General features: G+C 52.2%; 23 protein-coding genes. 21 read left to right on the top strand and 2 right to left on the bottom strand.

Annotated features, from left to right (window positions below):
* The first annotated feature begins 394 nt into the window (after positions 1-394).
* Together FD25_RS10880 and nudC are read left to right on the top strand one after the other, a co-directional pair.
* Positions 395-1,762 carry a hypothetical protein gene (locus FD25_RS10880; protein ID WP_146999888.1) on the top strand — a complete coding sequence of 456 codons (1,368 nt, stop codon included), beginning with the start codon at positions 395-397 and terminating at the stop codon, positions 1,760-1,762.
* Between the two features lie 115 nt (positions 1,763-1,877).
* A complete protein-coding gene (gene nudC / locus FD25_RS10875) occupies positions 1,878-2,702 on the top strand; it encodes an NAD(+) diphosphatase (RefSeq protein WP_057804147.1) in 825 nt (274 codons plus the stop codon).
* A 72-nt stretch (positions 2,703-2,774) separates the two neighbouring features.
* Here the strand turns inward: nudC and FD25_RS10870 are convergent, their stop codons facing one another.
* Positions 2,775-3,398 (bottom strand): copper homeostasis protein CutC, encoded by a 624-nt coding sequence (locus FD25_RS10870; RefSeq protein ID WP_057804145.1) that lies wholly within the window; start codon positions 3,396-3,398, stop codon positions 2,775-2,777.
* A 218-nt stretch (positions 3,399-3,616) separates the two neighbouring features.
* Here FD25_RS10870 and FD25_RS10865 point away from each other — a divergent pair, with 218 nt between their 5' ends.
* The 3 genes from FD25_RS10865 to FD25_RS10855 all read left to right on the top strand — a co-directional run bounded on the left by FD25_RS10865 (position 3,617) and on the right by FD25_RS10855 (position 7,641).
* Positions 3,617-4,480, top strand: a complete 864-nt coding sequence (locus tag FD25_RS10865) for a methyltransferase domain-containing protein (protein WP_057804143.1) — start codon at positions 3,617-3,619, stop codon at positions 4,478-4,480.
* Positions 4,481-4,732: 252 nt separating this feature from the next.
* Entirely contained in the window at positions 4,733-5,245 is a 513-nt protein-coding gene (locus FD25_RS10860) for a tRNA (cytidine(34)-2'-O)-methyltransferase (protein WP_057804141.1), read from the top strand.
* Positions 5,246-5,271: 26 nt separating this feature from the next.
* Positions 5,272-7,641, top strand: a complete 2,370-nt coding sequence (locus FD25_RS10855) for a DNA translocase FtsK (RefSeq protein ID WP_057804140.1) — start codon at positions 5,272-5,274, stop codon at positions 7,639-7,641.
* A 101-nt stretch (positions 7,642-7,742) separates the two neighbouring features.
* On the opposite strand, the gene FD25_RS13955 is transcribed toward FD25_RS10855, so the two are convergent.
* Complete coding sequence (locus FD25_RS13955) at positions 7,743-7,862, bottom strand: DUF4044 domain-containing protein (RefSeq protein WP_083484143.1); 120 nt, start codon at positions 7,860-7,862, stop codon at positions 7,743-7,745.
* 170 nt (positions 7,863-8,032) lie between these two features.
* Between FD25_RS13955 and FD25_RS10850 the strand changes: the two genes are divergently transcribed.
* The 16 genes from FD25_RS10850 (at position 8,033) to ileS (ending at position 25,435) form a co-directional block, all read left to right on the top strand.
* Entirely contained in the window at positions 8,033-8,386 is a 354-nt protein-coding gene (locus tag FD25_RS10850) for a DUF3397 family protein (RefSeq protein WP_057804138.1), read from the top strand.
* Between the two features lie 201 nt (positions 8,387-8,587).
* Positions 8,588-9,019, top strand: coding sequence for a division/cell wall cluster transcriptional repressor MraZ (gene mraZ / locus FD25_RS10845; RefSeq protein WP_057804136.1), 432 nt, complete (start codon positions 8,588-8,590; stop codon positions 9,017-9,019).
* A gap of 27 nt (positions 9,020-9,046) precedes the next feature.
* Complete coding sequence (rsmH, locus tag FD25_RS10840) at positions 9,047-9,988, top strand: 16S rRNA (cytosine(1402)-N(4))-methyltransferase RsmH (protein WP_057804133.1); 942 nt, start codon at positions 9,047-9,049, stop codon at positions 9,986-9,988.
* A gap of 51 nt (positions 9,989-10,039) precedes the next feature.
* Positions 10,040-10,441 (top strand): cell division protein FtsL, encoded by a 402-nt coding sequence (ftsL, locus tag FD25_RS10835; protein WP_057804131.1) that lies wholly within the window; start codon positions 10,040-10,042, stop codon positions 10,439-10,441.
* The gene (locus FD25_RS10830) at positions 10,441-12,597 is read left to right on the top strand and encodes a penicillin-binding transpeptidase domain-containing protein (RefSeq protein ID WP_057804129.1); all 2,157 of its coding nucleotides are present in this window, start codon (positions 10,441-10,443) and stop codon (positions 12,595-12,597) included. The genes ftsL and FD25_RS10830 overlap by 1 nt, the downstream gene beginning before the upstream one ends.
* Before the next feature lie 22 nt (positions 12,598-12,619).
* A complete protein-coding gene (gene mraY, locus FD25_RS10825; protein ID WP_057804127.1) occupies positions 12,620-13,591 on the top strand; it encodes a phospho-N-acetylmuramoyl-pentapeptide-transferase in 972 nt (323 codons plus the stop codon).
* Positions 13,592-13,786: 195 nt separating this feature from the next.
* On the top strand, positions 13,787-15,166 hold the full coding sequence (gene murD, locus FD25_RS10820; protein ID WP_057804125.1) for a UDP-N-acetylmuramoyl-L-alanine--D-glutamate ligase: 1,380 nt from the start codon (positions 13,787-13,789) through the stop codon (positions 15,164-15,166).
* Positions 15,167-16,261, top strand: a complete 1,095-nt coding sequence (gene murG, locus FD25_RS10815; protein WP_057804123.1) for an undecaprenyldiphospho-muramoylpentapeptide beta-N-acetylglucosaminyltransferase — start codon at positions 15,167-15,169, stop codon at positions 16,259-16,261. It abuts the gene before it with no gap.
* 33 nt (positions 16,262-16,294) lie between these two features.
* Positions 16,295-17,158, top strand: a complete 864-nt coding sequence (locus FD25_RS10810; protein WP_057804121.1) for a cell division protein FtsQ/DivIB — start codon at positions 16,295-16,297, stop codon at positions 17,156-17,158.
* Positions 17,159-17,300: 142 nt separating this feature from the next.
* Positions 17,301-18,638 (top strand): cell division protein FtsA, encoded by a 1,338-nt coding sequence (gene ftsA / locus FD25_RS10805; RefSeq protein WP_057804119.1) that lies wholly within the window; start codon positions 17,301-17,303, stop codon positions 18,636-18,638.
* A 21-nt stretch (positions 18,639-18,659) separates the two neighbouring features.
* Positions 18,660-19,940, top strand: a complete 1,281-nt coding sequence (gene ftsZ / locus FD25_RS10800; protein ID WP_057804117.1) for a cell division protein FtsZ — start codon at positions 18,660-18,662, stop codon at positions 19,938-19,940.
* Positions 19,941-19,977: 37 nt separating this feature from the next.
* Positions 19,978-20,421 carry a cell division protein SepF gene (locus FD25_RS10795; RefSeq protein ID WP_057804115.1) on the top strand — a complete coding sequence of 148 codons (444 nt, stop codon included), beginning with the start codon at positions 19,978-19,980 and terminating at the stop codon, positions 20,419-20,421.
* An 11-nt stretch (positions 20,422-20,432) separates the two neighbouring features.
* A complete protein-coding gene (locus FD25_RS10790) occupies positions 20,433-20,741 on the top strand; it encodes a YggT family protein (protein WP_225428511.1) in 309 nt (102 codons plus the stop codon).
* Between the two features lie 23 nt (positions 20,742-20,764).
* Positions 20,765-21,544: a YlmH family RNA-binding protein gene (locus FD25_RS10785; RefSeq protein ID WP_057804114.1), complete on the top strand. Its 780-nt coding sequence runs from the start codon at positions 20,765-20,767 to the stop codon at positions 21,542-21,544.
* 19 nt (positions 21,545-21,563) lie between these two features.
* Positions 21,564-22,274, top strand: coding sequence for a DivIVA domain-containing protein (locus FD25_RS10780; RefSeq protein ID WP_057804112.1), 711 nt, complete (start codon positions 21,564-21,566; stop codon positions 22,272-22,274).
* Between the two features lie 350 nt (positions 22,275-22,624).
* The gene (ileS, locus tag FD25_RS10775; RefSeq protein WP_057804109.1) at positions 22,625-25,435 is read left to right on the top strand and encodes an isoleucine--tRNA ligase; all 2,811 of its coding nucleotides are present in this window, start codon (positions 22,625-22,627) and stop codon (positions 25,433-25,435) included.
* Positions 25,436-25,562: the final 127 nt, after the last annotated feature.

Raw genomic sequence — 25,562 nt, 5'->3', positions numbered from 1 at the left:
TTTGAGTACTTGGAGTGGTGAGGTCGAAAAGATTGCCAACTTAGGCCAGCAACTAGTGGCTAACAATGTTGCGACTGTAACTTCTAACTTTGAGGAAATTAATCGGGAAAAAACTTTTTCTGGTTCAGATAATTATTGGCGTCAAGCTAAACAATTACAGGCAGCACTTGATTTAATACCTGAAGATGCGATTATTTTAAAAACTCGTACAGATCGAGCAATGCCCACGACACGACGATTGATTCAAATGATGGATGAACCGGAACCGCTGCCTTACGTCACTAAAGTACAAGAAGAACGGAATTTAACAAATTTACCTCGGGAGTTTGAGCATCAAATAATTATTTTTAAAGCTCGAACGGGTCGGCTATTACAATTTACTGATTTTTCGTTCATGGGTTATCAACAAGATGTCGCAAAATTAATCAATTTTGATGTGTCATCTTTGTACTTTAAACGGGGAATGGTCGCTAATATTCAGTTCTTTATCTACCCGTTCATTCGTGATTATCCCGTATTACGTGACTATTATCGAGCCATTAACTTTCAATTTCTTTTGGGTGACCTTGAGGCCTATACGCGGCAAGGGGGAACGCAATTTCCACAATTCTTTCAGCGCCTGTACGCCGCGTATTTTGGGTTATTAGCTAGTCATTTCCGCATTGGGAGCTTACCGAGTCAGAAACGCTTAGGCGAATTGACCGGGCCCATCGAATTTTCGGACTTGTTTCATTCGGGACAGGGACGGCATTTGGTCCACGATGAACTGGGGGTAACGTTGAACTCCCAGGCAGTGTTGGATTTATTTATGACGCAACCACTACCTGACGATTCAGCGCCCAAGCAACGTTGGTGGCACAAAAAGACTACCGCCCCCGTGCAACCAGCAGTAACGGAAACTGCCACCAAACGGATTTTGCGCCTGCTACGGCACCCGAACGAGCAATTAACGGGGAAGATGACGGCCACCGAATACCGGGAGCTACAGACTTTCGCGGCTAATCGGGATTTTTCGCCACATCCCTGGTTACGGCAACTTACCCCGGAGCTTAAGGATCAGCCGGCTGCTTACGTCGAGTCCGTAGCCTATCGCTTGCCCGGGTTAACCACCGAGCAAGAGCAGGCGTTGTGGCGTAAATGTGAACAGAGTGGCAATGCCAGTCGGGTTTTGCTAGACTTCTGGTTTACTCACGAGCTGGCGCCCCAAGATAGTGCCCCGTACTTGATGAGTAGTGCCCGCACGGACAACCGCTTTAGTGTTTTGTTGGTGGCTCGGCTCTTACGCATGAGGGGATTGTCGGCGGCAGATCAAACCGAGGCCTTACGAATTACTAATTTCTTTGGGAGCTTTCACGTGCGACACCACCAGATGAATGCTGAGATTGCCGGGTACATTTTGGCCCGGTATCTCTACTTTATTGAACAGGGACAACCGGTCGAAAAAAGTACGGTGGTTCAAGCCAAGTACGTATTCGAACGATTTTTCCCAACCGGGTTTGATGCTTTTGAACAGTTAGTCGGTCAACGACCAGAAGAACTCGCCACTCTTTTTGATACCGAAATTGACCGGTTACGAGTGGCTAAAAAGGGTGGTGCGCGGCAGCGGGTCGTGGAGATGGCCTTGGAAGTCACCCACGATCCGAAGTACTGGACGCAGTTGGAGAAACGCTTTAATGGTAAGTATCCGCGTTACGAACGGGCTTACCGCTACTCAGTGGCTCAGGGCTTACTGGTCCCAAGTCCCGCTACGTTAACGGATTAACGCTACCGGGCGATACCTCGATTATTGAGGGTTACCCGGTTTTACTTTGGGGATTGATTAATTCACCACAAACGTGCATGCTAGGGATTACTCAAGTTGAAAGCTGGTGTCCCCGTTGTTTCAAGATATTGCGCCCCATGCGCTAGATAATCAATTCCACGGACCCCGAGTCCCCCGTCCCGACGACTACGTGGTGATCTACCACGACCAACACGTCGTACTAGATCACGCGCAGTCGTTACCCCGGTGGGCCGCGGTGGGTCAAACCTTTGCGCTAACCCCCGCCCAAACCACGTACTTGTTAACCATCGATGAAACGGCCATTTTTCTGGTAACTGCTAAGGTTACCGCAACGGACCGGTACCGGTATGCGCCGGTGGCTGCGTTACGCCGATTGACGCCGCAGTGGTTAGGGTTTGCTGGGGCCACGGCGGCTCAGTTAGGCTGGTGGTATACGACCCATCGGTTCTGTAGCAATTGTGGTCACGCCTACGAGCAAGATACCGTTGAACGAGCCTTGGTTTGTCCCCAGTGCGGGCAAAAGATTTACCCGGCGATTGCCCCGGCCATCATCGTGGCGGTCACCCACGGCGATCAGCTCTTGTTGACTAAGTTCCTGACCGGCTACGATAAGTACACTTTGATTTCTGGATATACCGAAATTGGAGAGACCCTAGAGGACACGGTTCGCCGGGAAGTTCACGAGGAAGTGGGCCTGACCGTGCACAACGTTCGCTACTACGGTAGTCAGCCCTGGGCGGCGTCCCACGCGTTGCTAGTGGGCTTTGTAGCGGATTTAGATCAGAGTAAACCGATTGCCCTAGAGCTCGATGAATTGTCACAGGCTAAGTGGTTTCACCGCGACGAGTTACCCCACGACGACACGACGTTGAGTTTGTCGTGGACCATGATTGAAGCTTTCAGACGGTATGAACTCTAAAAAAATAAGAACGCTAAAAAAGATGACGACAGAACGGAAACGTTCTGTCGTCATCTTTTTTGGGTGGTGCGGTTAGAAATCGAGGCTATTGGTTCCCAAAAAGAAATTGACCTTGAGTGCGTCGGCCACTTGGGCCACGTCGGCTGCAGCCACGTCGGCAGGCACCAATGTGAGTCCGGTGCTGTCGGTCAGGCGTTTAGTGGCGGTCCAATCGGCTAACCGGTCAGCCGGGTCCCCGGCACTGAGGACGCGTTCAAACCCCTGGGTGGCTAACCAGTCAATGGCGCCCCCACGGTCTTGGGGCCGAATGGCATCCCAGTCGGTACTAAAGGTCATGGTCATGCCACCGGCCGCGGCCACTAGGGGGCGTAAAGCCTCCCGGTCGATCCGATGGTTGGCATCGAGAGCCCCCAAGATGACCCCGTCGGCGCCTAATTGCTGCGCTTCCAGGAGGTCAGCTTCCATAATTTTGATTTCAACGTCGTCATAAGGGGTATTGCCACCACGTGGGGCAATGACCAAGTCTAAGCTCATTTGGTGTTCGTGAGCATAGCGAATGGCTTCCCCCATGACGCCCTTACTGACGGTAGTTCCGCCCACGGCTAAATTATCGGCCAGTGCCACGCGCTTGGCACCAGCTTCTGTGGCGGCCAAGAGGGGGCCGTAGTTTTCTAACAACGGTTCGATTAATCGCAAAACCGATCATCCTTTCTAAAATTGGCTCGATTACCCGGGTGACCCAGGGAATATGGTACAATGAATGCACTTATTTCACGGGACACCTGGATTTTTTCGACCAAAATATGAGACGTTAATTAGGTAAGTGTGGTTAAGATGCACCCACTATTTTACGCAGACTCGGGGCCGGAAGTAAAGGGATGCTCCTTAGTGACGATTGGAGCGCGACAAAATTTATGAAAAAAATTGATCGGGCCGCAGCCTTTTTAGACCAGCATACCGGCCTTTTCCGCTGTCCCGTATGTCATGAACCGTATGACCACGTGACTGGGCACAGCTTAGTGTGTCCGCAGGGGCACAACGTTGACCTCTCCAAGAAGGGGATGCTGTACTTTATGCAGCGCGCCGTGGCCAGCGAATATGACGACGCGATGTTAGCGGCCCGGCGGCGAATGCTGCAGGCCGGCCTGTTTACCGGCATCACCGACGCCTTTGCGGCCCACCTGCCGGCAACACCGCAAACCATCCTAGACGTGGGGTGTGGGGAAGGGACCCCGTTAGCCGCCGTTTTGGCTCACCGCAACGGGCAGGATACGGCCGTGGGGTTTGATATCTCTAAGCCGGGGATTAACCTGGCGACCCAGTTAGCGACCGGTGCCTTTTTCTGTGTCGCGGATTTGGCGCAGATGCCGTTTACCAATCAACAATTTACGGCGGTGTTGGACCTCTTCTCCCCTTCGGCCTACAAGGAGTTTAACCGAATCATCGCCCCGGGTGGGCAACTCTTGAAGGTGATTCCTAACGCCGATTACCTGATTGAATTACGGCAGGCCATTTTCCCGGCCGGTAACGTCCACGCTCAGTACGACAACAGTAACGTTTTAGACTTGTTCAAGCAGCATTATCCGCGCGCGACTAGCGAACGGATTCGCTACCAGGTGCCCGTGGCCCCCGAACGGTTTGCCGACCTGATGTTAATGACCCCGATGCACTGGGGTGCTGATCAGGCCCGCTTAGCCCAAGTTGCCGCGCAGCCGTTCCCCGAGATTACGGTCGACGTGACGTTGTTATGTGCACAACCGAGCGAGGTAAACCGTTAAAAGAAATTCGGGCGGTCCTCTTGAAGACCTGACAATGGCGTGTTATATTGAGCAATGAGAAATCGTTTGGCGGTCGATATCAGCGGGTAACTGTTAGCGGCTGACAAGTAGTACTTCACTAAGGTAGCTCCTCGCCGTGCCCACACCGAGGAGCTACTTTTTTTGTGGGCTTTAACTTGTCAAAGCCCGGCGGAGTTGACTATAATAATGAAACAGAACGAATGTTTGAGAAGAGAACGGAGAAGAGAATTTATGACCAACCATATTGCGTTATTTGAACCGTTATTTCCCGCCAACACGGGGAACATTGCCCGGACCTGTGCCGGAACCGATACCGTCTTGGATTTGATCAAGCCCTTAGGGTTTTCGGTCGACGATGCCCATTTGAAACGGGCCGGCCTGGATTATTGGGACAAAGTGGATGTTCGTTATCACGACAATCTACCCGCCTTTCTAGAGTCAATTGCTGACCCGACCCAACTGTATCTGGTATCGAAGTTTGCCGAGCAGGACTATACGGAACCCGATTATTCGTTGAACGACAACGACCATTACTTCTTATTCGGGAAGGAAACGACCGGGTTACCGGAACCGTTCATGCGCCAACACGAAGAAAAGTGTATTCGGATTCCCCAAGACGACGCACACATTCGGGCGTTGAACCTGTCGAACAGTGCGGCCATCGTTATCTATGAAGTTTTGCGGCAACAGGCCTTCCCGAACTTGGAACGCATTCACCGGTACCCTCACGATAAATTAAAATAACGACAAGCTAGGAAGGAGGCCGCAAGTTGGCGACGAAACGAAAAACGACCCGCCGCAAACCGACGCGGCGGCGGACGACAAAGAAAACGAGTTCCCAACCCTTTCCGTATACCCGCAACGTTGTGGGGTTGGTGCTTCTAACCTTGGCGGCACTGGGCCTGTTTAATCTAGGATTATTGGGTGCCTTGTGTGCTAATTTGATGCGGTTAGCGGTGGGAGAAACCTATCCATTGGGGCTCGTGGTAATCGGCGCGCTAGGGGTGACGTTGGCGGTGACCGGTACTTGGCCACAGCTTGCTCGGCATTACTGGTCGGGGAGTGGCCTGATTTATGGTGGGTGGCTGTTATGGGCCAGTGCCACGGCCTTCGCCACGGCCAACCAACACAGCGGGTTTTTAGCAACGGTTTGGCACAGCGGTCTCGCCGACCTCGTATCGGGAGGCCGGACCACCGACTTAGGGGGTGGGCTGATTGGGGCGTTAGGTCTATCGGTGATTGCGTGGCTGATCGCCCTTTTAGGTGCACAAATTGCGGCTTGGTTGATTATGGCTGGCGGAGTCCTGGTTTTCTTCCAGGTTCCGTTGACCGACGTCCAGCACGCTTTGCAACGAAGCGGTCAGTGGCTAGGCCGGGGATTGGCCAGTCTGACGCAGGCTGTTCAGCACGGTCGTGCCGTGCTTCAAGCCCGACGTCAGGAAACGCCCGACTCAGGTCCAGCGACTGATGATAAGGATTTACCGGACCCCCGCAGTACCGTGACGCCGAAAGCACCGACGGCATCCAAGCCGGCGACGCAATCGGATGACACACCGACGCAACCCAGCTATCACGTGACCGTTGCGGCTAACGAAACGCCAAAGCGGTCGACAGCCGCGCAAACACCCGCTACAGCTACGGAAGCCGATTCTGAAACGGCTGATCCGTTGGTGGGCAATACCGAAGTTGATCCAAATTACCAATTACCGACGCCAGATCTGTTGAAACAGGTACCACCGGTTGATCAGACCGAAGAGGTCAACGCAATCGATGCGAACACGAAGATTCTGAAGCAGACGCTCGATAGTTTCGGGGTGGATGCCGAGGTCAAAAACGTTAGTCTTGGCCCGTCGGTCACCGAGTACGAGTTACATCCGGCCATTGGGGTTAAGGTTTCACGCATCGTGAACTTAGCCGATGACCTGGCTCTAGCCTTAGCCGCTAAGGGGATTCGGATTCAAGCACCGATCCCGGGTAAATCTTTGATTGGAATCGAGGTTCCAAACAAAGAGGTATCCACGGTGGCCTTTAGAGACGTGGTGGAAGCGCAACCGCCGCACCCTGGTCATCCCTTAGAGGTCCCGTTGGGGCGGAATGTGACGGGGCAAGTGGTGACCATGGATTTGACCAAAATGCCGCACTTGCTGATTGCGGGAGCGACGGGGAGCGGGAAGTCCGTGGCGATTAACGGAATCATCACCAGTATTTTGATGAACGCCCGTCCGGATCAGGTTAAAATGATGTTGATCGATCCGAAAAAGGTAGAATTAAGCGTCTATAACGGCATTCCCCACCTGCTTACACCGGTGGTTTCCGAACCCAAGAAGGCCGCTCGGGCCTTACATAAGGTGGTCGCCGAGATGGAGCGGCGTTATGAATTGTTCTCACAATTTGGGCAACGCAAGATTTCGGGGTATAACGCCTTCGTTAAAAAGGCTAACGCCGAAGATAATCAAGCCCGGCCGACCTTGCCGTACATCGTGGTGATCGTCGACGAATTGGCTGACTTGATGATGACGGTCTCCAGTGAGGTCGAAGACGCCATTATTCGCTTAGCACAGATGGGACGAGCCGCCGGGGTCCACATGATTCTGGCGACCCAACGACCGTCCGTTGACGTCATTACCGGCTTAATCAAAGCTAACGTGCCATCACGGATCGCCTTTGCCGTTTCCAGTGGGATCGATTCACGAACCATTCTGGATGCGAATGGCGCCGAAAAATTGCTAGGTCGCGGAGATATGCTCTTTCAGCCGGTGGACGCCAATTCGCCCGTTCGGGTGCAGGGTGCCTTTATTCCCGATGAAGATGTCAGCAACGTCGTTGACTTTATCAAGCAGCAACAGACGGCCGATTATGACGAAGACATGATGGTGACCGACGAGGAAATGCAGCAAAGTGAGCAAGGCGATAGTGACGATGAGCTTTTCGATGACGCTTTAGCCTTTGTGGTGGACCAACAAAAGGCCAGTACGTCACTTTTACAACGGCGATTCCGGATTGGTTATAATCGCGCCGCTCGAATCATTGATGACTTAGAGCAGCGGGGCTACATCGGTCCGCAGGAGGGGAGTAAACCCCGCCAGGTTTACAAACAACCGGATCCACCAGCGAATTCGGAAGAATCTTCTCAGTCGTAGGTCAGTTAAGTGAACGACCTAACTAGAACGCAAAAATAACGTCCCGCCACACAACCTGTGGGGGGACGTTATTTTTTGAATTTAGTCATAATTAACCGTGATTAGGAGGTCATGATTGAGGAAATGGCACCGAAGATCAATGAGCCTAAAGTTGCGATAATCATAATCCAGACGAAAACGTTCGTGATTTTTTGGAACGTCGATTTCTTTTTCTTTTCCATATTAGCTTAAGCCACCTCTTTACGTGCGTTTCTACCCAAATAGTGTACCGTGGGTGCGGCGGAATTGCAACCGTTGAGCGGATTTCCGTGGTGGAATTTAAACAATCCGAATTGCAAGTTCAGCGGGAAATCTCTATAATAAAACGGAAGTTAAGCGTGGGGGGATCAACATGGGATTTTGGGCATCACCCGCGGGACAACTCGTGATCTTACTGGTGGGATGGCTGGTCATCACGGGGGTTCGGCGGCTTAGTCGGCGGCGGTGGCCGGTGGCGTTACTCACCTGGGATTTGATGACACCGTTACTGATGATTTGCAGCCTTCTTTTGGGACTAAGTGGAGCGGGAAACATCTTGCCCTGGTTGGTGATGGGCTGGATGCTGATTGGTATTGGCGTGGCACTCGCTCAAGCCATTCACAACCATGAGTTACTGTACCCGCAGTTTATGAAGACTTTTTGGCGGTTATCAGATCTCTATTGGTTGGTGGGGTTTGTGAGTTGTTTCCTACTTACGATTAGTTAGAATAATGCATAAATATGAATTCAATTGATTATTGACCCATTTTAATGATGGGTTGATAAGCGTTTCCAGCCACGGTGAACGGGTGTTCGCCGTGGCTTTTTTAGTGCTGGTGGGGAAATTTATAAAAATTCGGAAACGTTGTGGTAGAAAGTGGGGGGGTGTGGTAAACTTGGGACTAGTTACAAGTAGGGGGTATTGGCTATGTTCATGGGCGAATTTGAGCATTCGATTGACGCCAAGGGCCGGCTAATTATCCCCGCCAAATTTCGGGAACAACTGGGCGAGCATTTTGTCGTTACCCGGGGCATGGATGGGTGTTTATTCGGTTACCCCATGTCGGAGTGGGCGACGTTACAAGATAAGCTCAAGACTTTACCAGTGAACCGGAAAGATGCCCGCGCCTTTGTGCGTTTTTTCTATTCAGCGGCCACGGAATGTGACCTGGATAAACAGGGACGGATCAACTTACCCCAGACCTTACGCACCCACGCCGATCTAACGAAGGCGTGCGTGATTGTCGGGGTCGCAAACCGGTTCGAAATTTGGAGTGCTGAGCGCTGGGCGACTTTTTCCGCCTCGGCCGAAGCTAACTTTGACGATATTGCTGAAAATCTAATTGACTTTGATCTTTAACGGATCTTGGCGAAAGGAGCGTGCCCATTGGAAGACTTTCATCACGTTACGGTACTTTTAAATGAAGCGGTGGCTGGGTTGGCGATTCAACCAACCGGCACTTATGTGGATTGCACGCTGGGTGGCGGCGGTCACAGTCAACATATCTTGGAACAGTTGACGACCGGTCACTTGTATGCTTTTGATCAAGACCAAACGGCCATCGATTATAATCAAGAACACCTGGCGGCGGAATTAGCCGCCGATAAGGTAACGTTTATCAAGAGCAACTTCCGCGATATTCAGGCCCAATTGGCCCAACGTGGGGTGACTCAGGTAGACGGCATTTTATACGATCTGGGGGTCTCTTCGCCGCAGTTTGACGAGGCCGACCGGGGCTTTAGCTACCAGCACGATGCCCCCCTCGACATGCGGATGGATCAATCCGCACCGTTGACTGCCTGGACGGTCGTTAATGAATGGTCGTTTAACGAACTAATGCGAATTTTTCACCGGTACGGCGAAGAGAAGTTTGCCAAGCCGATTGCCCGGGCCATCGAGCGACACCGGGCGACGGCGCCCATCGACACCACGGGACAACTGGTCGACATCATCAAAGAAGGAATTCCGGCAGCGGCTCGGCGGCACGGGGGGCATCCCGCCAAAAAGGTTTTCCAGGCGATCCGCATCGCCGTTAACGATGAGTTGGGGGCGTTAGAAGCGTCGTTGGAACAAGCGATTAAATTACTGGCTCCTCACGGTCGGATCAGCGTCATCACGTTCCAGTCGTTGGAAGACCGGTTGGTTAAAACCATGTTTCGAGAACAGTCGTCGTTACCCGACCTACCGCACGGACTCCCGGTTATTCCGGCCGATATGCAGCCGGACTACAAACTAGTTAATCGCAAGCCGATTTTACCATCCGAGGCAGAACTGGCGGCCAATCACCGAGCTCATAGTGCTAAATTACGCATCTTAGAAAAGCTTTAATAAAGCCCCCTGATGAGAACTTAATTATTCGACATAGGAAGATGATTATTTATGGCGCAAAATAACTTAGCAGAAGCGCTTCCGCTAACGCCGGAACCGCAACAACGCCCAAACATAGAACATCCCCAACCGCGAGTTCGGCCCCAAGGACAACCCCAAGGTCAACCGCGACGGCAAAAATTACCCGTTTCCAAATTTGAAAAATGTCTGGTCACGGCCTGTGGTTTAGTGTTGGCTGTCTTAATGGTTTGCGTGGTTTCCGCTAAAATTGCAATGAGTAACGCCCAACGTGACTTGCAAACAGTTAATCAGACCACGGCCACTTATCAGAACCGTAACACCAACGCGCAACAGGAAATTAACGAGTTGCAGAGTCGGAGTCGGTTAGATAAGATTGCACAGAAGCAGGGCCTGAGTTTGGAAAATGCGCGAATAAGGACTGTTAATAAATAATGAATGATTCCCCAAAGCATCCCATGAAGAATACAAACGCGCGCAGAAACCGGAAGATCGTTGGCCAGTTTCTGTTTTTCCTTTTCATCGGCGTTTTTATCCTTATTGCGGTGCGTTTTTCTTACATTTCAATTGGTAAAAAGGTTCAAAACGTTAACCTTAGTGCGGCGGCACAGAAATTGTATACTGCAAATGAAACGCTCAAGGCCAAGCGTGGAACCATCTACGACGCCAATGACCAACCCATTGCCGAGGATACCAGTGTGTACTCCCTGTACGTGGTGTTGGATAAACGGCAGGTGGGCTTGAACAATCAGAAGTTGTATGCCACAAATAAACCGAAAATTGCTAAGGTGCTGGCGAAATACCTGCCCATTAGTGAAAAAAAGGCTTTGAATATTCTGACGCCCAGCAAGGGCACGCCCTTTCAGGTTGAATTTGGGACGGCCGGCCAGAACATTTCATTAGCCACCAAGCAAAAGATCCAAAGTTACCATTTAAGCGGGATCAACTTCGTTCAGCAAGAATCCCGGCTGTACCCGAACGGGGTCTTTGCCTCCCATTTGATTGGACTGGCTCAGGCAACGACCAAGGATAACCAAACGACCTTGACCGGGAGCATGGGGATTGAACAGGCCTTCAACAAGGAACTGACCGGTAAGGACGGGTCCCAGAAAATTAAAAAGGACATGTACGGTTACCAGTTGCCAGGAACCAAGCAGAAGTACAAGAAGGCCCAAAACGGGGATAACGTGTACACCACGTTAGATACCCGGTTGCAAACGTTGCTGGAAACCGAAATGAGTAGTGTGCAGAATCAGGTCAAGGCCAACTCGATGAACGCCGTGTTGATGAACGCTAAGACGGGGGCCATTCTGGCGGCCACTCAGCGCCCGACGTTTAACGCCACAACCAAGGCGGGCCTGGGTCAGATCTGGCGGAACACCTTGGTTCAAGACGCCTACGAGCCCGGTTCGACCATGAAGATCTTTACCTTGGCCTCTTCCATTAACAGTGGCAACTACAATGGTAACGCCACCTATCAGTCAGGACGCTATACGATTGGTAACCAAGTCGTGCCGGATTGGAACACTTCCGGTTGGGGGACTATCACCTATAACAAGGGGTTTGCGGTCTCCAGTAACGTCGCCATGGCGCATCTGGAACAACAAATGGGGGCCAAGACCTGGAAAAAGTATATCGACCGGTTCCACTTTCTCAAGAGTACCCATTCGGGGTTACCGGGTGAGATGAGCGGGAGCATTGCCTTTTCACGGCCTATCGAGCAGGCCGACACGTCGTTTGGTCAGGGGATTCAGGTCACGGTCTTCCAGATGCTACAGGCCTTAACGGCGGTCAGCAACAACGGGACCATGATGAAACCTTACGTGATCAGTAAGGTGGTTAATCCGAACACCAATAAGACGGTCAAGGCCTACTCACCGACTAAGGTGGGGACGCCGATTACCGCCAAAACGGCTAAAGCCGTTCGCAAGCACATGGAAGACGTGGTCTATAAGAGCTACGGTATCGGGAGTGACTATAAGATGAGCGGCTATAAGGTCGCTGTCAAGACCGGGACGGCGCAGGTCAGCAACGGAAAGTCCGGTTATTTGTCGGGCGACGATAACTATCTGTATTCCGTTGCGGGCATGGTTCCGGCTAACAACCCAAAGTACGTGATGTACATCACCATGAAACAACCGCACCTGGGGGGCAAGACCGCGACCCAATTATTGGCGTCAATCATGAAACCCGTCATGGCGCGGGCTTTACAGGAAGATAGTCCCACCACGACCAAGACGACTAAGATGCCGACGGTCACCGGTTCCTCGGTTACGGCAGCGACGACTAAGCTGAGTAAGTTGGGGATGACCGTGACACCGTTAGGGAACGGCACCAAGGTCCAAAAACAATCGGTCAGTGCCGGAACGGCGCTGTACCAAGATCAACGGGTCTTTCTCACCACTGGTGGCACCGTCAGCTTACCAAGTTTGACGGGTTGGTCGAAGGGTGATGTGGTAAAATTAGCACAGTTAGTGGGAATCAAACTGACCGTTGATGGGGAAGGGTACGTCACCAAGCAGAGTTTAAAGGCTGGTGCGACCGTTTCGTCGGGATCGGAATTGACTATCACATTGAAACAAAATAAATGAGAATAAGGATTGAGTAGAAAACATGATAACTGCACTTGTGCCCCTTTTGGGTGGCTTTATAATTACAGTGGCATTTATGCCGGCGTTGATTCGGTATTTCCGTGCGCGGCACGAAGGTCAAATGATTCGTGAAGAGGGACCGACCTGGCACGAGAAAAAATCGGGGACCCCAACGATGGGGGGCCTACTCTTCATTATCGCCATCATTGTGATGACCCTTGTAGCCAGTTGGGCGATGGCGCCGCATCACGTGTTATCCACCACTTGGATTCTATTGTTCATCCTGGTACTTTACGGTTTCTTGGGGGCGTGGGACGATAGTATCAAGCTTTTTCACCGTCAAAATGAGGGACTGAAGGCCTGGCAGAAATTGTTAGGCCAAATTGTGGGGGCCTTACTGCTTTTTTGGGTCTACGTCCACGAACAGTTACCGATGTCTTTAGCCATCCCCGGGTTAGGTGAATGGCACATGGGGTGGTGGTACGCCCTTTTTGCCATTATCTGGTTGGTCGGTTTCTCCAACGCGGTGAACTTGTCCGACGGGTTGGATGGCCTGGTCAGTGGCTTGGCCAGCATTTCCTTTGCGGCTTACGGGATCGTGGCCTGGCAACAGCAACAAGTGAATATTAGTATTTTTTGTTTTGCCGTAGTCGGCAGTCTGTTAGGGTTTTTGATCTTTAATCACAAACCGGCCAAGATTTTCATGGGCGATACCGGATCGTTAGCTTTAGGGGGCGCCCTTGCCGCCGTTTCGATTCTGTTGCATCATGAATTATCCCTGCTGTGGATTGGCCTGGTGTACGTGATTGAGACGGCCAGCGTTATTTTGCAAGTGGCCTCGTTTAAATTAACGGGGAAACGCATCTTCTTGATGAGTCCGATTCACCACCACTTCGAGATGTTGGGGTGGAGTGAGTGGAAGATTGACTTGACCTTCTGGAGTGTCGGTCTGGTGACCGCCTTGACGGGTGTCTGGGTCATCCTTGCAAAATAAACCAAATTCCGACTAATGGGCTAACTGGGCTCGTTAGGGTCAAGTTAGCCCATTTTTTGAATGGAGTACGTTACACTTTAGGGAGCACCAGTCGATGGGGCACTTAGGGGCAACGTTTGACTTGTCCGGCATTTCAAGGACCACTTTACTTTAGAAATAACCTTTAAAAATCATTGGAACGGAGAGCGAGTAACTATGAAACAGATCACGACGTATGCCAACCAACGGGTGTTAGTTTTAGGGTTGGCCAAGAGTGGCTTTAACGCCGCTAAACTATTGAAGCGGTTGGGAGCCCAAGTCACGGTTAGCGACGTGCAACCCTTAGCTCAGAATACGGAGGCCCAAGAGTTACAGCAGGCGGGATTTACCGTTGTGACGGGGGAACAAAAACCGGAATTACTGGATGCCGGTTATGATCTGATGGTGAAGAACCCGGGAATCCCGTACGACGTGCCCATTGTTAAGCGCGCTTTAGACCTGAAATTACCGATCATCACCGAAATGGAACTGGCGAGCGAAGTAGCCGAGGCCGAGCTGGTCGCCGTGACCGGGAGTAACGGGAAAACGACGACGACGACGATGATCCAAAAGATGCTGGATCACGATCGGACGGCGGGTCACGCGGTTTACGCCGGCAACATCGGGATTCCGGCCAGTCAGGTCGCCCAGCAGGTGACGGCCGAGGACACACTGGTCTTGGAAGTTTCTAGCTTCATGTTGGTGGGGACGACGACGTTCCATCCCCACATCGCAGTGCTGACCAACATCTTCTCCAATCACCTGGACTACCATAAGACCCGGGCCAATTACGTGGCCGCTAAGATGAAAATCACGGCTAATCAAACGCCGAGTGATTACTTCGTGGTCAACTTTGACAACCCAGAATGGCGGGAACTGAGTACGCAATCCAAGGCCCAAGTCGTGCCATTCTCACGGCAAAACGTGACCCAAGACGGGGCCTATGAGGATCAGGGAATCCTGTACTTTAGAGGCGAAGCCATCATGCCCGCTGATGAAGTTAAGGTGCCGGGAGACCACAACATTGAAAACGCCCTGGCAGCCATTGCGGTGGCTAAGATCAAGGGGGTCAGCACCGGCTCCATCGTGGCCGTTTTACGGGCCTTCGGGGGTGTACGGCACCGGACTCAATTCGTGTTAGAGGCCGATGGACGCCAGTATTACAACGACTCCAAGGCGACCGACATGGAAGCCACGGAAATGGCACTGAAGGGCTTTAAAGCCCCCGTTGTGCTCCTTGCTGGGGGCCTAGACCGGGGCTACACCTTTGAAAAGATGATTCCGGCGTTCAAGGATCACGTCAAGGCCATTGTCTTGTTTGGGGAGACGGCTAAGCTATTGGCCGAGACGGCTAAGCAGGCGGGAATTAAAACCATTAAAATGACCGAGAATCCCGAAACCGGGGTTCCCGTGGCCTACGAGCTCAGTGCTCCCGGTGACATCATTCTCTTGTCGCCGGCCAACGCCAGTTGGGATCAGTACCCCAACTTCGAAGTTCGGGGCGATAAGTTTATCAAAGCCGTTGAAAAGTTAACCGGTAAACAGGAGGAAGTCTAAATGCGATTAATGGTATCGGGCGGCGGTACCGGGGGTCATATCTATCCGGCCCTGGCACTGATCAAAGCCCTCAAAAAACGCGACCCTCACGCCGAGGTCATGTACGTGGGGTCGGAACGGGGACTGGAAAGTTCGATTGTTCCGGCCAAGGGAATTGCCTTTAAGGCCACCCGTATTCAGGGGTTTAAGCGTTCCCTGTCTTTAGAAAACTTCAAAACTATCTATTTATTCTTAAAGAGTGTCCACAGCGCCAAGCGGATGATTCGGGAATTTAAACCCGACGTCGTGGTCGGAACCGGGGGGTATGTTTCCGGGGCCGTGGTGTACGCGGCGAGTCGCCTACACGTGCCCACGATGATCCATGAACAAAATAGCGTGGTCGGCATCACCAACAAGTTTTTGAGTCGTTACGTGAATAAGATTGCCTACGTCTTCGACGCGGCGGTGGACCAATTACCGGCCAACAAGATGGTCAAAACTGGTAATCCACGGGCCCAGGAAGCCGCTGAGGTGGTTAGTCACTTTAGTTGGTCAGAATACGGGCTCAAAGATGACGTCCCGACCCTGTTGATCTTTGGGGGCTCCCAGGGGGCCTTGAAGATTAACGCGGCCACGGTCGCGGCAATTCCGCAATTCAACCAACGGCAATACCAAGTGGTCTTCGTGACCGGTCAAAAGCGTTACGACGGGGTAATGGCCCAACTCAAGGACGTCACGGTAGCCCCCAACGTGGTCGTCAAGCCCTATATTCCCAACATGCCAGAAGTCTTGCCGAAGGTGGCGGCCATTGTCGGCCGTGCCGGGGCTACGAGCCTAGCCGAAATTACGGCTGACGGGATTCCGTCGATTCTGATTCCTAGTCCTTACGTGACGGCGGACCATCAGACCAAAAACGCACAATCGTTAGCCGGCGTTGGGGCGGCGGAAATCATTAAGGAAGCCGATTTAACGGGCGATACCTTAGTGACTAAGGCCGACCAACTGATGAACGACGGGCACTTACGGCACGATATGGCCGTTGCGTCCAAGCATTTAGGCGTTCCGGATGCGGCCGACCGCGTCTTAGACGTCGTACTGTCGTTACAGCGGAAATAACACCGCAAATTTAACCAGTGGAGGTGGACACGCGTGAAGTTTCGGTTAAACCGAAAGCAGTCCCAGCAGCCTAAAACGCGGGACCTAACGCCGTGGGAAGCCTACCAATCACGGGCGGCCCAGCGGCGGAAACAAGCCCAGACGCCGAAGTGGTTTCGCCACGCTAAGCGGATTGGGGATAAGTTGCCCCGGTTACGCCATCAGCGCAACCGCAAGCTTGCTCGGCGACTGACGTTACTCCTGAGTATCTTTCTGGTGGTGATCGGGCTGATGATCTACCTGGTCTCCCCGTTAAGTCACGTGCAGACAGTTCGGGTGCAGGGCGCCCACGCCTTGTCTGCACACCAGGTTCAGCGGGCAGTCGGTTTAGCGAGTGGTGACTCGATTTTTAAAGTGTGGGGTCACGAAAAGACGTTGCAACGGCAAGCGGTACACCATAACTCGCGGCTCAAACACGTGACGGTCCGGTTTCGCCAACCCAACCGGGTAACCGTACGGGTGGTCGAGTACGTGACGGCCGGTTACGTGATGCGGCAGGGGCAATATTACGAGGTCTTGGAAAATGGTGTGGTTAGTCAGCAATCGGTGACCCAACCTAAGAGTGGTACACCGGTTTACGGCAACTTTAAGTCGGCCAAGACGTTACACCGTATGATTTTACAGTATGCTAAGTTGAGTACGCCAATCAAACACAGCATTAGCGAAATTCAGGAATCGCCAACAAAAACTAACCCCCAGCGGGTCCATTTGTTCATGAATGACGGCAATGAGGTTTACGCGAGCCTGAACACGTTTGCCCGTAAAATGGCGTATTATCCAAGCATTGCTAGCAAGATGAAACAAAAGGGCGTTGTCAATTTGGAAGTGGGCGCTTATTCGTACGCCTTTAAGAAATAATTTCATTTTGATTTCAGCGTCAAAAAGCGTTGATAAAGGCTTTTTCAACCCCTAGTAAATGTGGTAAACTGAAGGATAATTAGGAGAAAAAGCGAATTCATACGTGTTAATAGATTGATTAGCTTAGGAGGTTCCTTTTTCTATGGATAATTCAGGGATGTACGTAGGTCTCGATATAGGAACCACCTCAATAAAAGTCATTGTTGCTGAAAATGTTAAAGGGCAAATGAACGTTATTGGCGTGGGAAATGAACGTTCGAATGGTGTCAGTCGCGGTGTGATCGTGGACATTGACAAAGCAGCTGAAGCAATTCAGCGCGCTATTCGGCAAGCCGAAGAAAAGGCTAGTATCGAAATTCACGATGTCATTGTGGGAATTCCCGCAAATATGTTAAAAATTGAAACTTGTAGCGGCATGATTGCCATTGATGATCAATCGCGAGAAATTACCGGGCGTGACGTGCGTAACGTTGCAGCGGCCGCGTTGATTCAAAGCTTACCCCCAGAGCGTGAAGTGGTCGACATCCTCGCCGACGAGTTCGTTGTGGATGGATTTGATGGCATCAAGGATCCCCGTGGAATGGTGGGCGTGCGGTTAGAATTGCACGGGACCATCTTTACGGGACCTAAAACCATCATGCATAATACTCGTAAAGCGGTTGAGCAAGCGGGGTTACATTTACGGGGAACCGTGATTAATCCGATGGCTCAAGGCATGATGGTCATGAATGACGGCGAACAGGACTTCGGAACGATCCTGGTCGACTTGGGGGGCGGTCAGTCGACCGCGGCGGTCATTCACGATCACCAACTGAAATATATCGACGTGGATCAAGAAGGCGGTCAATTCATCACCAAGGATATCTCGGTGGTTTTGAACACGTCTTTAGACAGCGCCGAAAAATTGAAGCGTGATTACGGGTATGCGGATTCGACACAAGCCAGTGACGAAGACGAATTTCCGGTCGACGTGGTTGGGCAAAGCCAACCGACGCCGGTTTCGGAAAAATACTTAGCGGAAATTATTGAAGCCCGGTTAGACCAAGTCTTTAAACGGTTACGGGCCAATTTGGATAAGGTCCAAGCCTTGGAATTGCCGGGCGGCATTGTGCTAACCGGTGGGGTCGCGGCCTTACCCGGAATTACGGAACTAGCAACTGACGAGTTTGGAACCAACGTGCGGGTGTACGTCCCGGATCAGATGGGGCTACGGCACCCGTCGTTTACCCTGGCCTTAGCGCTCGTCAATTACTTTGGGGGTCTCAACGAGATCGATTTACTGATTAAGAGCGCCTTAACGGGTTCCACCCAGTTAGCCGACGAAACCGACGAGATCCGGCAACGTGAAGCCGAAGCTGCTCCCCGCAGTTCCGCGCCCGAAACGCAGCCGACGAGTCAAAGCAACGTTAAGAAACCAAAAGCCAAAAAGAACAATCGGTCCGACCGGTTCAAGAAGTTCTTTAGCGACTTCTTCGACTAATGTGAGATGGAGGAAAACACAATGGAATACTCATTAGATTCTGCTCAAAATCACGGCGCCAACATTAAAGTTATTGGCGTCGGCGGCGGGGGAAACAACGCCGTTAACCGCATGATTACGGAAGACGTTAAAGGTGTCGAGTTCATCGTGGCCAACACCGACGTTCAAGCCTTGGAAGCGTCCAAGGCTGAAACCAAGATTCAACTTGGTCCGAAACTGACCCGCGGGTTAGGGGCCGGCGCCAATCCTGAAATCGGGGCTAAGGCCGCCGAAGAAAGCGAAGAAGCCATCACCGAAGCCCTAGAAGGGGCTGACATGGTCTTCGTGACCGCCGGAATGGGCGGTGGGACTGGAAACGGGGCCGCCCCAATCGTGGCTAAGATCGCCAAGGAAAGTGGCGCCTTAACGGTGGGTGTCGTGACTCGACCATTTAGCTTCGAGGGTCCCCGGCGGGCCCGGTTTGCCGCCGAAGGGGTGGCAGCTATGAAGGAAAACGTCGATACGTTGATCATCATTGCCAACAACCGCTTGTTAGAAATCGTCGACAAGAAGACGCCGATGATGGAAGCCTTCCAAGAAGCCGATAACGTCTTACGCCAAGGGGTTCAAGGAATCTCCGACTTGATCACGAGTCCCGGTTACGTGAACTTGGACTTTGCGGACGTGAAGACGGTCATGAAGGACCAAGGGTCTGCTTTAATGGGAATTGGGTCGGCCAACGGTGAAAACCGGACGGAAGACGCGACCAAGAAGGCCATTTCTTCACCATTACTGGAAGTTTCCATCGATGGTGCCGAACAAGTTCTGTTAAACATCACCGGGGGTCCGGACCTATCCTTGTTTGAAGCCCAAGCTGCTTCACAGATTGTCTCCGATGCGGCCACCAGTGATGTCAACATCATCTTTGGGACGTCCATTGATGAAGACCTTGGCGACGAAGTTCGGGTTACCGTAATCGCCACCGGGATCGACAAAAAGCGAGAAGAAAAAGAAGCGGCTCGGAGTCGGGTTGCACGGCGGACCAGCCAACCAAATGGTAGCGCAGCGGGCCAAGCGGACCAGCCAACGACCCGGTCTAACGCGCAACCGAGCGATGACGGCAAGGCGGATCCGTTCGGTAACTGGGATATTCGCGAACCGGCTCACCGCCCAGAACCCAAGCAACAGTCGCACAATGACGAATTTGCCGGGGTCGACAAACCAGATTTTAATATTTTTAACCCAAGTTCCAATCAGAGTTCGGCAGCGGACAACGATCAGGGCGAGGATACACCACCGTTCTTTAAGCGGCGGCGCAAGTAACCTGCTCGTTAAGCCGTTGTGAGAGGAGTGACCAACTATGGCGGATAAGTTTAGTCTAAGCAAATTTTTCGGCATGAACGATGATTACGACGAAGACTATCAGGACCCCAGCCCGGTGACTCAGCAACAACAGCCACAAGCAAAACCGGCGGCCCCTCAGCGGCCCGTCGATACTCGGAAGGTGGTTGCCATGCGGTCGGCAAAACCAAATTCAAGCCACATTGCCATTTGTGAGCCACGGATCTATTCGGATGCGAAGGGCATTGCGAAGCAGATTACCACGGGTGACGCGGTGATTGTGAACTTTGCGCGCGTTGACGAGGCCCAGGCCCAACGGATCGTGGATTTTCTCAACGGGACGGCCTTTGCGGTCGGTGGCGAAATCAAGCGAATTGGCGAACAGATTTTTCTGTGTACACCACATAATTTTGAGGTGAGCGGCGACGTTGCGGCCAACCTTGGAACGCAATTTACGTCATAAGGAGCGGTGCTGTGATTACAACTGGAGTAAGTTTAGCGGTCATCAACTTGGTGGCACTGATCTTTAAAATTTTGAACTGGCTGGTGGGCGCGTACGTCCTGTTAATCGTGATTTACGCCCTATTAAGCTGGCTACCAGGCGGGTATCAGTCCCGTTTCGGCCAAATCATTGGTCGGTTAGTGGAACCATTCTTAAGTTATTTTAACTTTATTGCTATTGGACCTTTAGGGTTTGGTCCGGTCGTGGCCATCATCGTGTTAACGGTGGTCCAGTACGGTTTGCAGGCCCTTGAAGAGTTCATTTTGCGGCTGCTATTATAGGGCCACGAGAGGAGTGAACGGCCGTGGATGAGAATATCACGCAACATTTTCGGCCGGAGGAAGCCCCGTTTATCGATGCGGTCGGCAACTGGTTACAGCAGGTGCAAGACGAGTATCGACCGGTTTTGACCCACTTTCTGAATCCCCGGCAGGTCTACGTTGCCACGACGCTGGCGCGACGGGCCGATATCCCGGTGCGGTTCAGTGGGGGCTTTGCCGCGGCAGAAATGCAGCGGGCGCTCTTTTATCCGGATTATTATACGCCCGAGGCTAAAGACTTCGAGCTCACGCTGTTACGTGTGGATTACCCGGTCAAGTTCGCCACGCTACATCACAGTCAGATCCTAGGAACCTTATTGGGATCGGGCATCGAACGCGAAATTATTGGGGACATCGTGACAGACGGCCAGACTTGGCAGTTGGTCACCGAAACCAACATGGCCGATTATTTAACGGGTCAGGTCGAACGAATTGGGCGGGTCAAGGCCCGGTTAGTCACGACGACCTGGGACACGTTAGTCCAACGGGAAGATGAGTGGGAGCCGGAAGCGGCGACCCTGTCGTCGTTACGGTTGGATAGCATCGTCGGGACGGGATTTCATTTATCCCGTCACCGGGCCAAGGAACTGATTGAGGCCGGTCGGGTCCGGGTCAACTGGGCGGATACCGAGAAGCCCGACTACGAATTAGCCGTCGCGGATCTGGTTTCCGTGCGGGGATTTGGTCGCATCCGCCTCGATGAGGTGGGCGGCCGAACCAAAAAAGAAAAAATTCGGGTTATCCTAGCGGTGCTGAAGAAATAGATGCGGAGGGAACGTACAGATGGTACTAAGTCCATTAGATATTCATAATAAAGAATTCGGAACGAAAATGCGGGGTTACAACGTTGATGAGGTCAATGATTTCTTAGATCAAGTGATCAAGGATTACCAAATCACGTTGAATCACAATAAGGAATTAGAAGAACAATTAGATGCGGCCAACGAAAAATTAAAGTACTTTAACGACTTAAAAGATTCGTTGAACCAATCCATCTTAGTGGCCCAAGAAGCGGCTGATAAGGTGAAGGCTAATTCGCAAAAAGAATCTGAAATTATTATTCGTGAGGCCCAAAAGCAAAGTTCCGACATCGTTTCTGAAGCAACGAATAAGGGTAACCAGATTATGGATGAAGCCTCGAAACGCGCCAAGAAGTTGGCCGTGGAGACCGACGACTTGAAGAAGAGCACGCGGGTCTTCCGGCAACGGCTCCAGGTCATGTTAGAAAGCCAATTAGAAGTGGTGAAGTCTAACGACTGGGATGACTTATTGAAGGAAGGCTCAATGTCCAGCTACGAGGAAATCAAGAAGGTCGTGGGTGACCGACTTGACAATGCGTCGGAACAAGGCGTACACTCGGAAGCACCGCAAGAGGATGATGGCACCACGCAAGTGACCGAAACACCAGTCACGGACACGGGTGATGCGAATCAGGAAACCGTCGTCATCTTCCCGGATAACGATCAAGACCATTACGACCAAAAAAATAAGTAACAGATCAGCATGGAGAACCACAACGGAACGGTAAACGACGATAGCGACCTGGGGACGGTGGAAGCCTAGGAAGTCAGCGACCGTGACGTGATCAGTCTCTTAAGCTCTAGAACCGAAATGAGTAAGTTCTAGCGGTACCCCCGTTACGGGTTTGAGGGAGGGTGCGGACAGCACCTTCTAAAATTGGGTGGTACCACGAACGACTTTGTCCCTTGTGACGGGGTCGTTTTTGCGTGGGTTAACGTTTTAAAAAATACCGGGAGATCGACCGGTGAGCTGAGGTTGACCTGACAACTTGAGCTCACCGGTTCATTAACCGTGGAGATTAAACACAAGGAGGAATCACTGGTATGCGAGTGAAAGACACGCTGAACTTGGGTAAAACCAAGTTTAAAATGCGGGGCAATTTACCGGTCAAGGAAGTTGACCGGCAAAAGGCCTGGGCGGAAAACAAAATGTATCAAGCCCGCCAGAAATTAAACGAAGGGAAACCGACCTTTATTCTACACGATGGGCCACCGTACGCGAACGGTCCCATCCACATGGGCCACGCGATGAACAAGATTTCTAAGGATATCATTGTGCGTTACAAGTCCATGAACGGGTTCCGGGCCCCTTACGTTCCCGGTTGGGATACGCATGGTCTGCCAATTGAACAACAACTGACCAAAGCCGGCTATGACCGCAAGAAGATGTCGACTTCGGCGTTCCGTGACTTGTGTCGCGAATACGCCTTGAAGCAGGTGGATCAACAACGGGAAGGCTTTAAGCGCTTAGGCGTTTCGGCCGACTGGGACGATCCTTACCTGACGTTAAAGCCAGAGTTCGAAGCCGCAGAAGTACGGGTCTTCGGCAAGATGGCCGAACGGGGCTTAATCTACCGGGGCAAGAAGCCGGTTTATTGGTCTTGGTCCTCCGAATCTGCCATGGCTGAAGCCGAAGTGGAATACCACGACGTAACGTCGCCATCCGCGTTCTTTGCCGAAGAAGTGGTTGACGGTAAGGGTGTCTTAGACACCAACACGTACTTCGTGGTTTGGACCACGACACCGTGGACCGTCCCCGCTTCCGAAGGGGTCACCATTGACGCTGGCATCGAATATGCCGTGGTCAAACCCGCTAACGACGACCGGCAGTTCGTTTTGGCCAGCACGCTGGTTGCTGAAAACGCCGAACGGTTTGGCTGGGAAGACGTCCAAGTGGTCAAAACTGTGCTCGGGAAAGATCTCGAAAACATTACGGCCCAACACCCGTTCATCCCAGAACGGCAGTTAGTCGTGATGCTAGGCGACTTTGTGACCACCGAATCCGGGACCGGGTTAGTCCATACGGCACCAGGTTTAGGGGAAGACGACTTTAACGTCGGCGCCCTTTACCACTTGCCCGTCCTGGTGCCCGTAGACGACAAGGGGTACATGACCGAAGAAGCTGGTCCGGATTTCAAGGGTGTGTTCTACGAAGACGCCAACCAAATCGCTTTGGACAAGCTGAAGGAAAATAACGCCTTATTGAAGTACATGCCTTATGAACACAGCTACCCGTTTGACTGGCGGACCAAGAAGCCGGTCATTTTCCGGGCAACGCCACAGTGGTTCGCTTCCGTGGACAAAGTGCGTGACGAGATCCTTGACAGTTTAAAGGACGTGTCCTTCCAACCAGACTGGGGTCAACGGCGTTTAGCGAACATGATCAAGGACCGTGGCGACTGGGTTATCTCCCGGCAACGGGTCTGGGGTGTGCCACTCCCAATCTTCTACGCTGAAGACGGGACGGCCATCCTGGAAGCCGAAACGATCAACCACGTGGCCGACTTATTCGGTCAGTACGGGTCTAACGTGTGGTTCGACCGCGATGCCAAGGACCTGTTACCAGACGGGTACACCAACGAACACTCGCCCCACGGGGAATTCACCAAGGAAACCGACATCATGGATGTTTGGTTTGATTCCGGAACTTCCCACCAGGGGGTCTTGGCCGAACGGGACGACTTAGTGTATCCCGCCGACCTGTACCTGGAAGGGTCCGACCAGTACCGGGGTTGGTTCAACTCCAGTCTGATCACCAGTGTCGCCGCCGAAGGGCAAGCGCCGTACAAGCAGGTCGTGTCCCAAGGGTTTACCCTGGACAAGGACGGTCACAAGATGTCCAAGTCCCTAGGAAACACGATCGCACCGAGTGAAATCATCCAGAAGATGGGGGCCGACATCGTGCGCCTCTGGGTCACTTCCGTGGATACTTCCGCCGACGTGCGGGTCTCAACTGAAGCCTTCGTTAAGATTTCCGACAGCTACAAGAAGCTACGGAACACCATGCGCTACCTGTTGGCCAACACCAGTGACTTTGATCCGCAGACCGATGCGGTGGCCGTTGCCGATTTACAGGCTGTGGACCGGCACATGCTTTACCGGTTGAACGAATTCGTCAAGGACGTTAAGGCCGATTACGACGACTACAACTTCTTGAACATCTACAAGGAATTGATGAACTTCGTGATCACCGAATTGTCCGCCTTCTACCTGGACTTCGCCAAGGATGTCTTGTACATCGAATCCGCGAACAGTCCGGTCCGGCGCTCAATGCAAACGGTCTTCTACCAAATCGCTGTGACGTTGACGAAGTTGTTGACGCCAATTCTGCCGCACACGACCGAGGAAATCTGGACCTTCTTGAAGGAACCGGAAGACTTCGTCCAATTGGCAGAAATGCCCGCCGTCTTAGATTTACCGGATACTAATGAAGTCAAAGATCAGGGTGAAACGTCGGCTTGGGACCGGTTTATGACGGTTCGGAGTGACGTCTTGAAGGCATTGGAAGAAGCCCGGAACGCCAAGTTGATTGGGAAAGCTGCCGAAGCACAACTAGCCCTTTACGTGAGTGACGATGTGCAGACCTTGTTTGATCAATTGAACGTCAACGTTCAACAGATCTTACTGGTTTCTGGATTGACCGTTCAAGCGTACGATCAGAAGCCCGCTGACGCGTTAGACTTTGGTAACGTGGCCATCGTGGTCACACCGGCTGAAGGTGACGAATGTCAACGTTGTCGCTTGATCAAGACCGACGTGGGGAGCGATGCCGCTTATCCACACTTCTGTGCGCGTTGTGCCGCCATTGTCCGTCAGGATTTCCCGGAAACGGCCACGGACGGGTTTGACGAGTAATCTCAGCGTTAACTAATTATTAAAGAGTCCTCGTAAACGGGCGACTAACGCAATCAGCGTTGGCCGTCCGTTTTAGCGTCGCGGCGCCTGGTTTGCGGGGGCTTACGAAAACGGGTATAATCTGCTT

Source organism: Levilactobacillus acidifarinae DSM 19394 = JCM 15949, assembly GCF_001434835.1.
Classification (GTDB): Bacteria; Bacillota; Bacilli; order Lactobacillales; family Lactobacillaceae; genus Levilactobacillus; species Levilactobacillus acidifarinae.
This window is presented reverse-complemented; position numbering and strand designations above follow the sequence as displayed.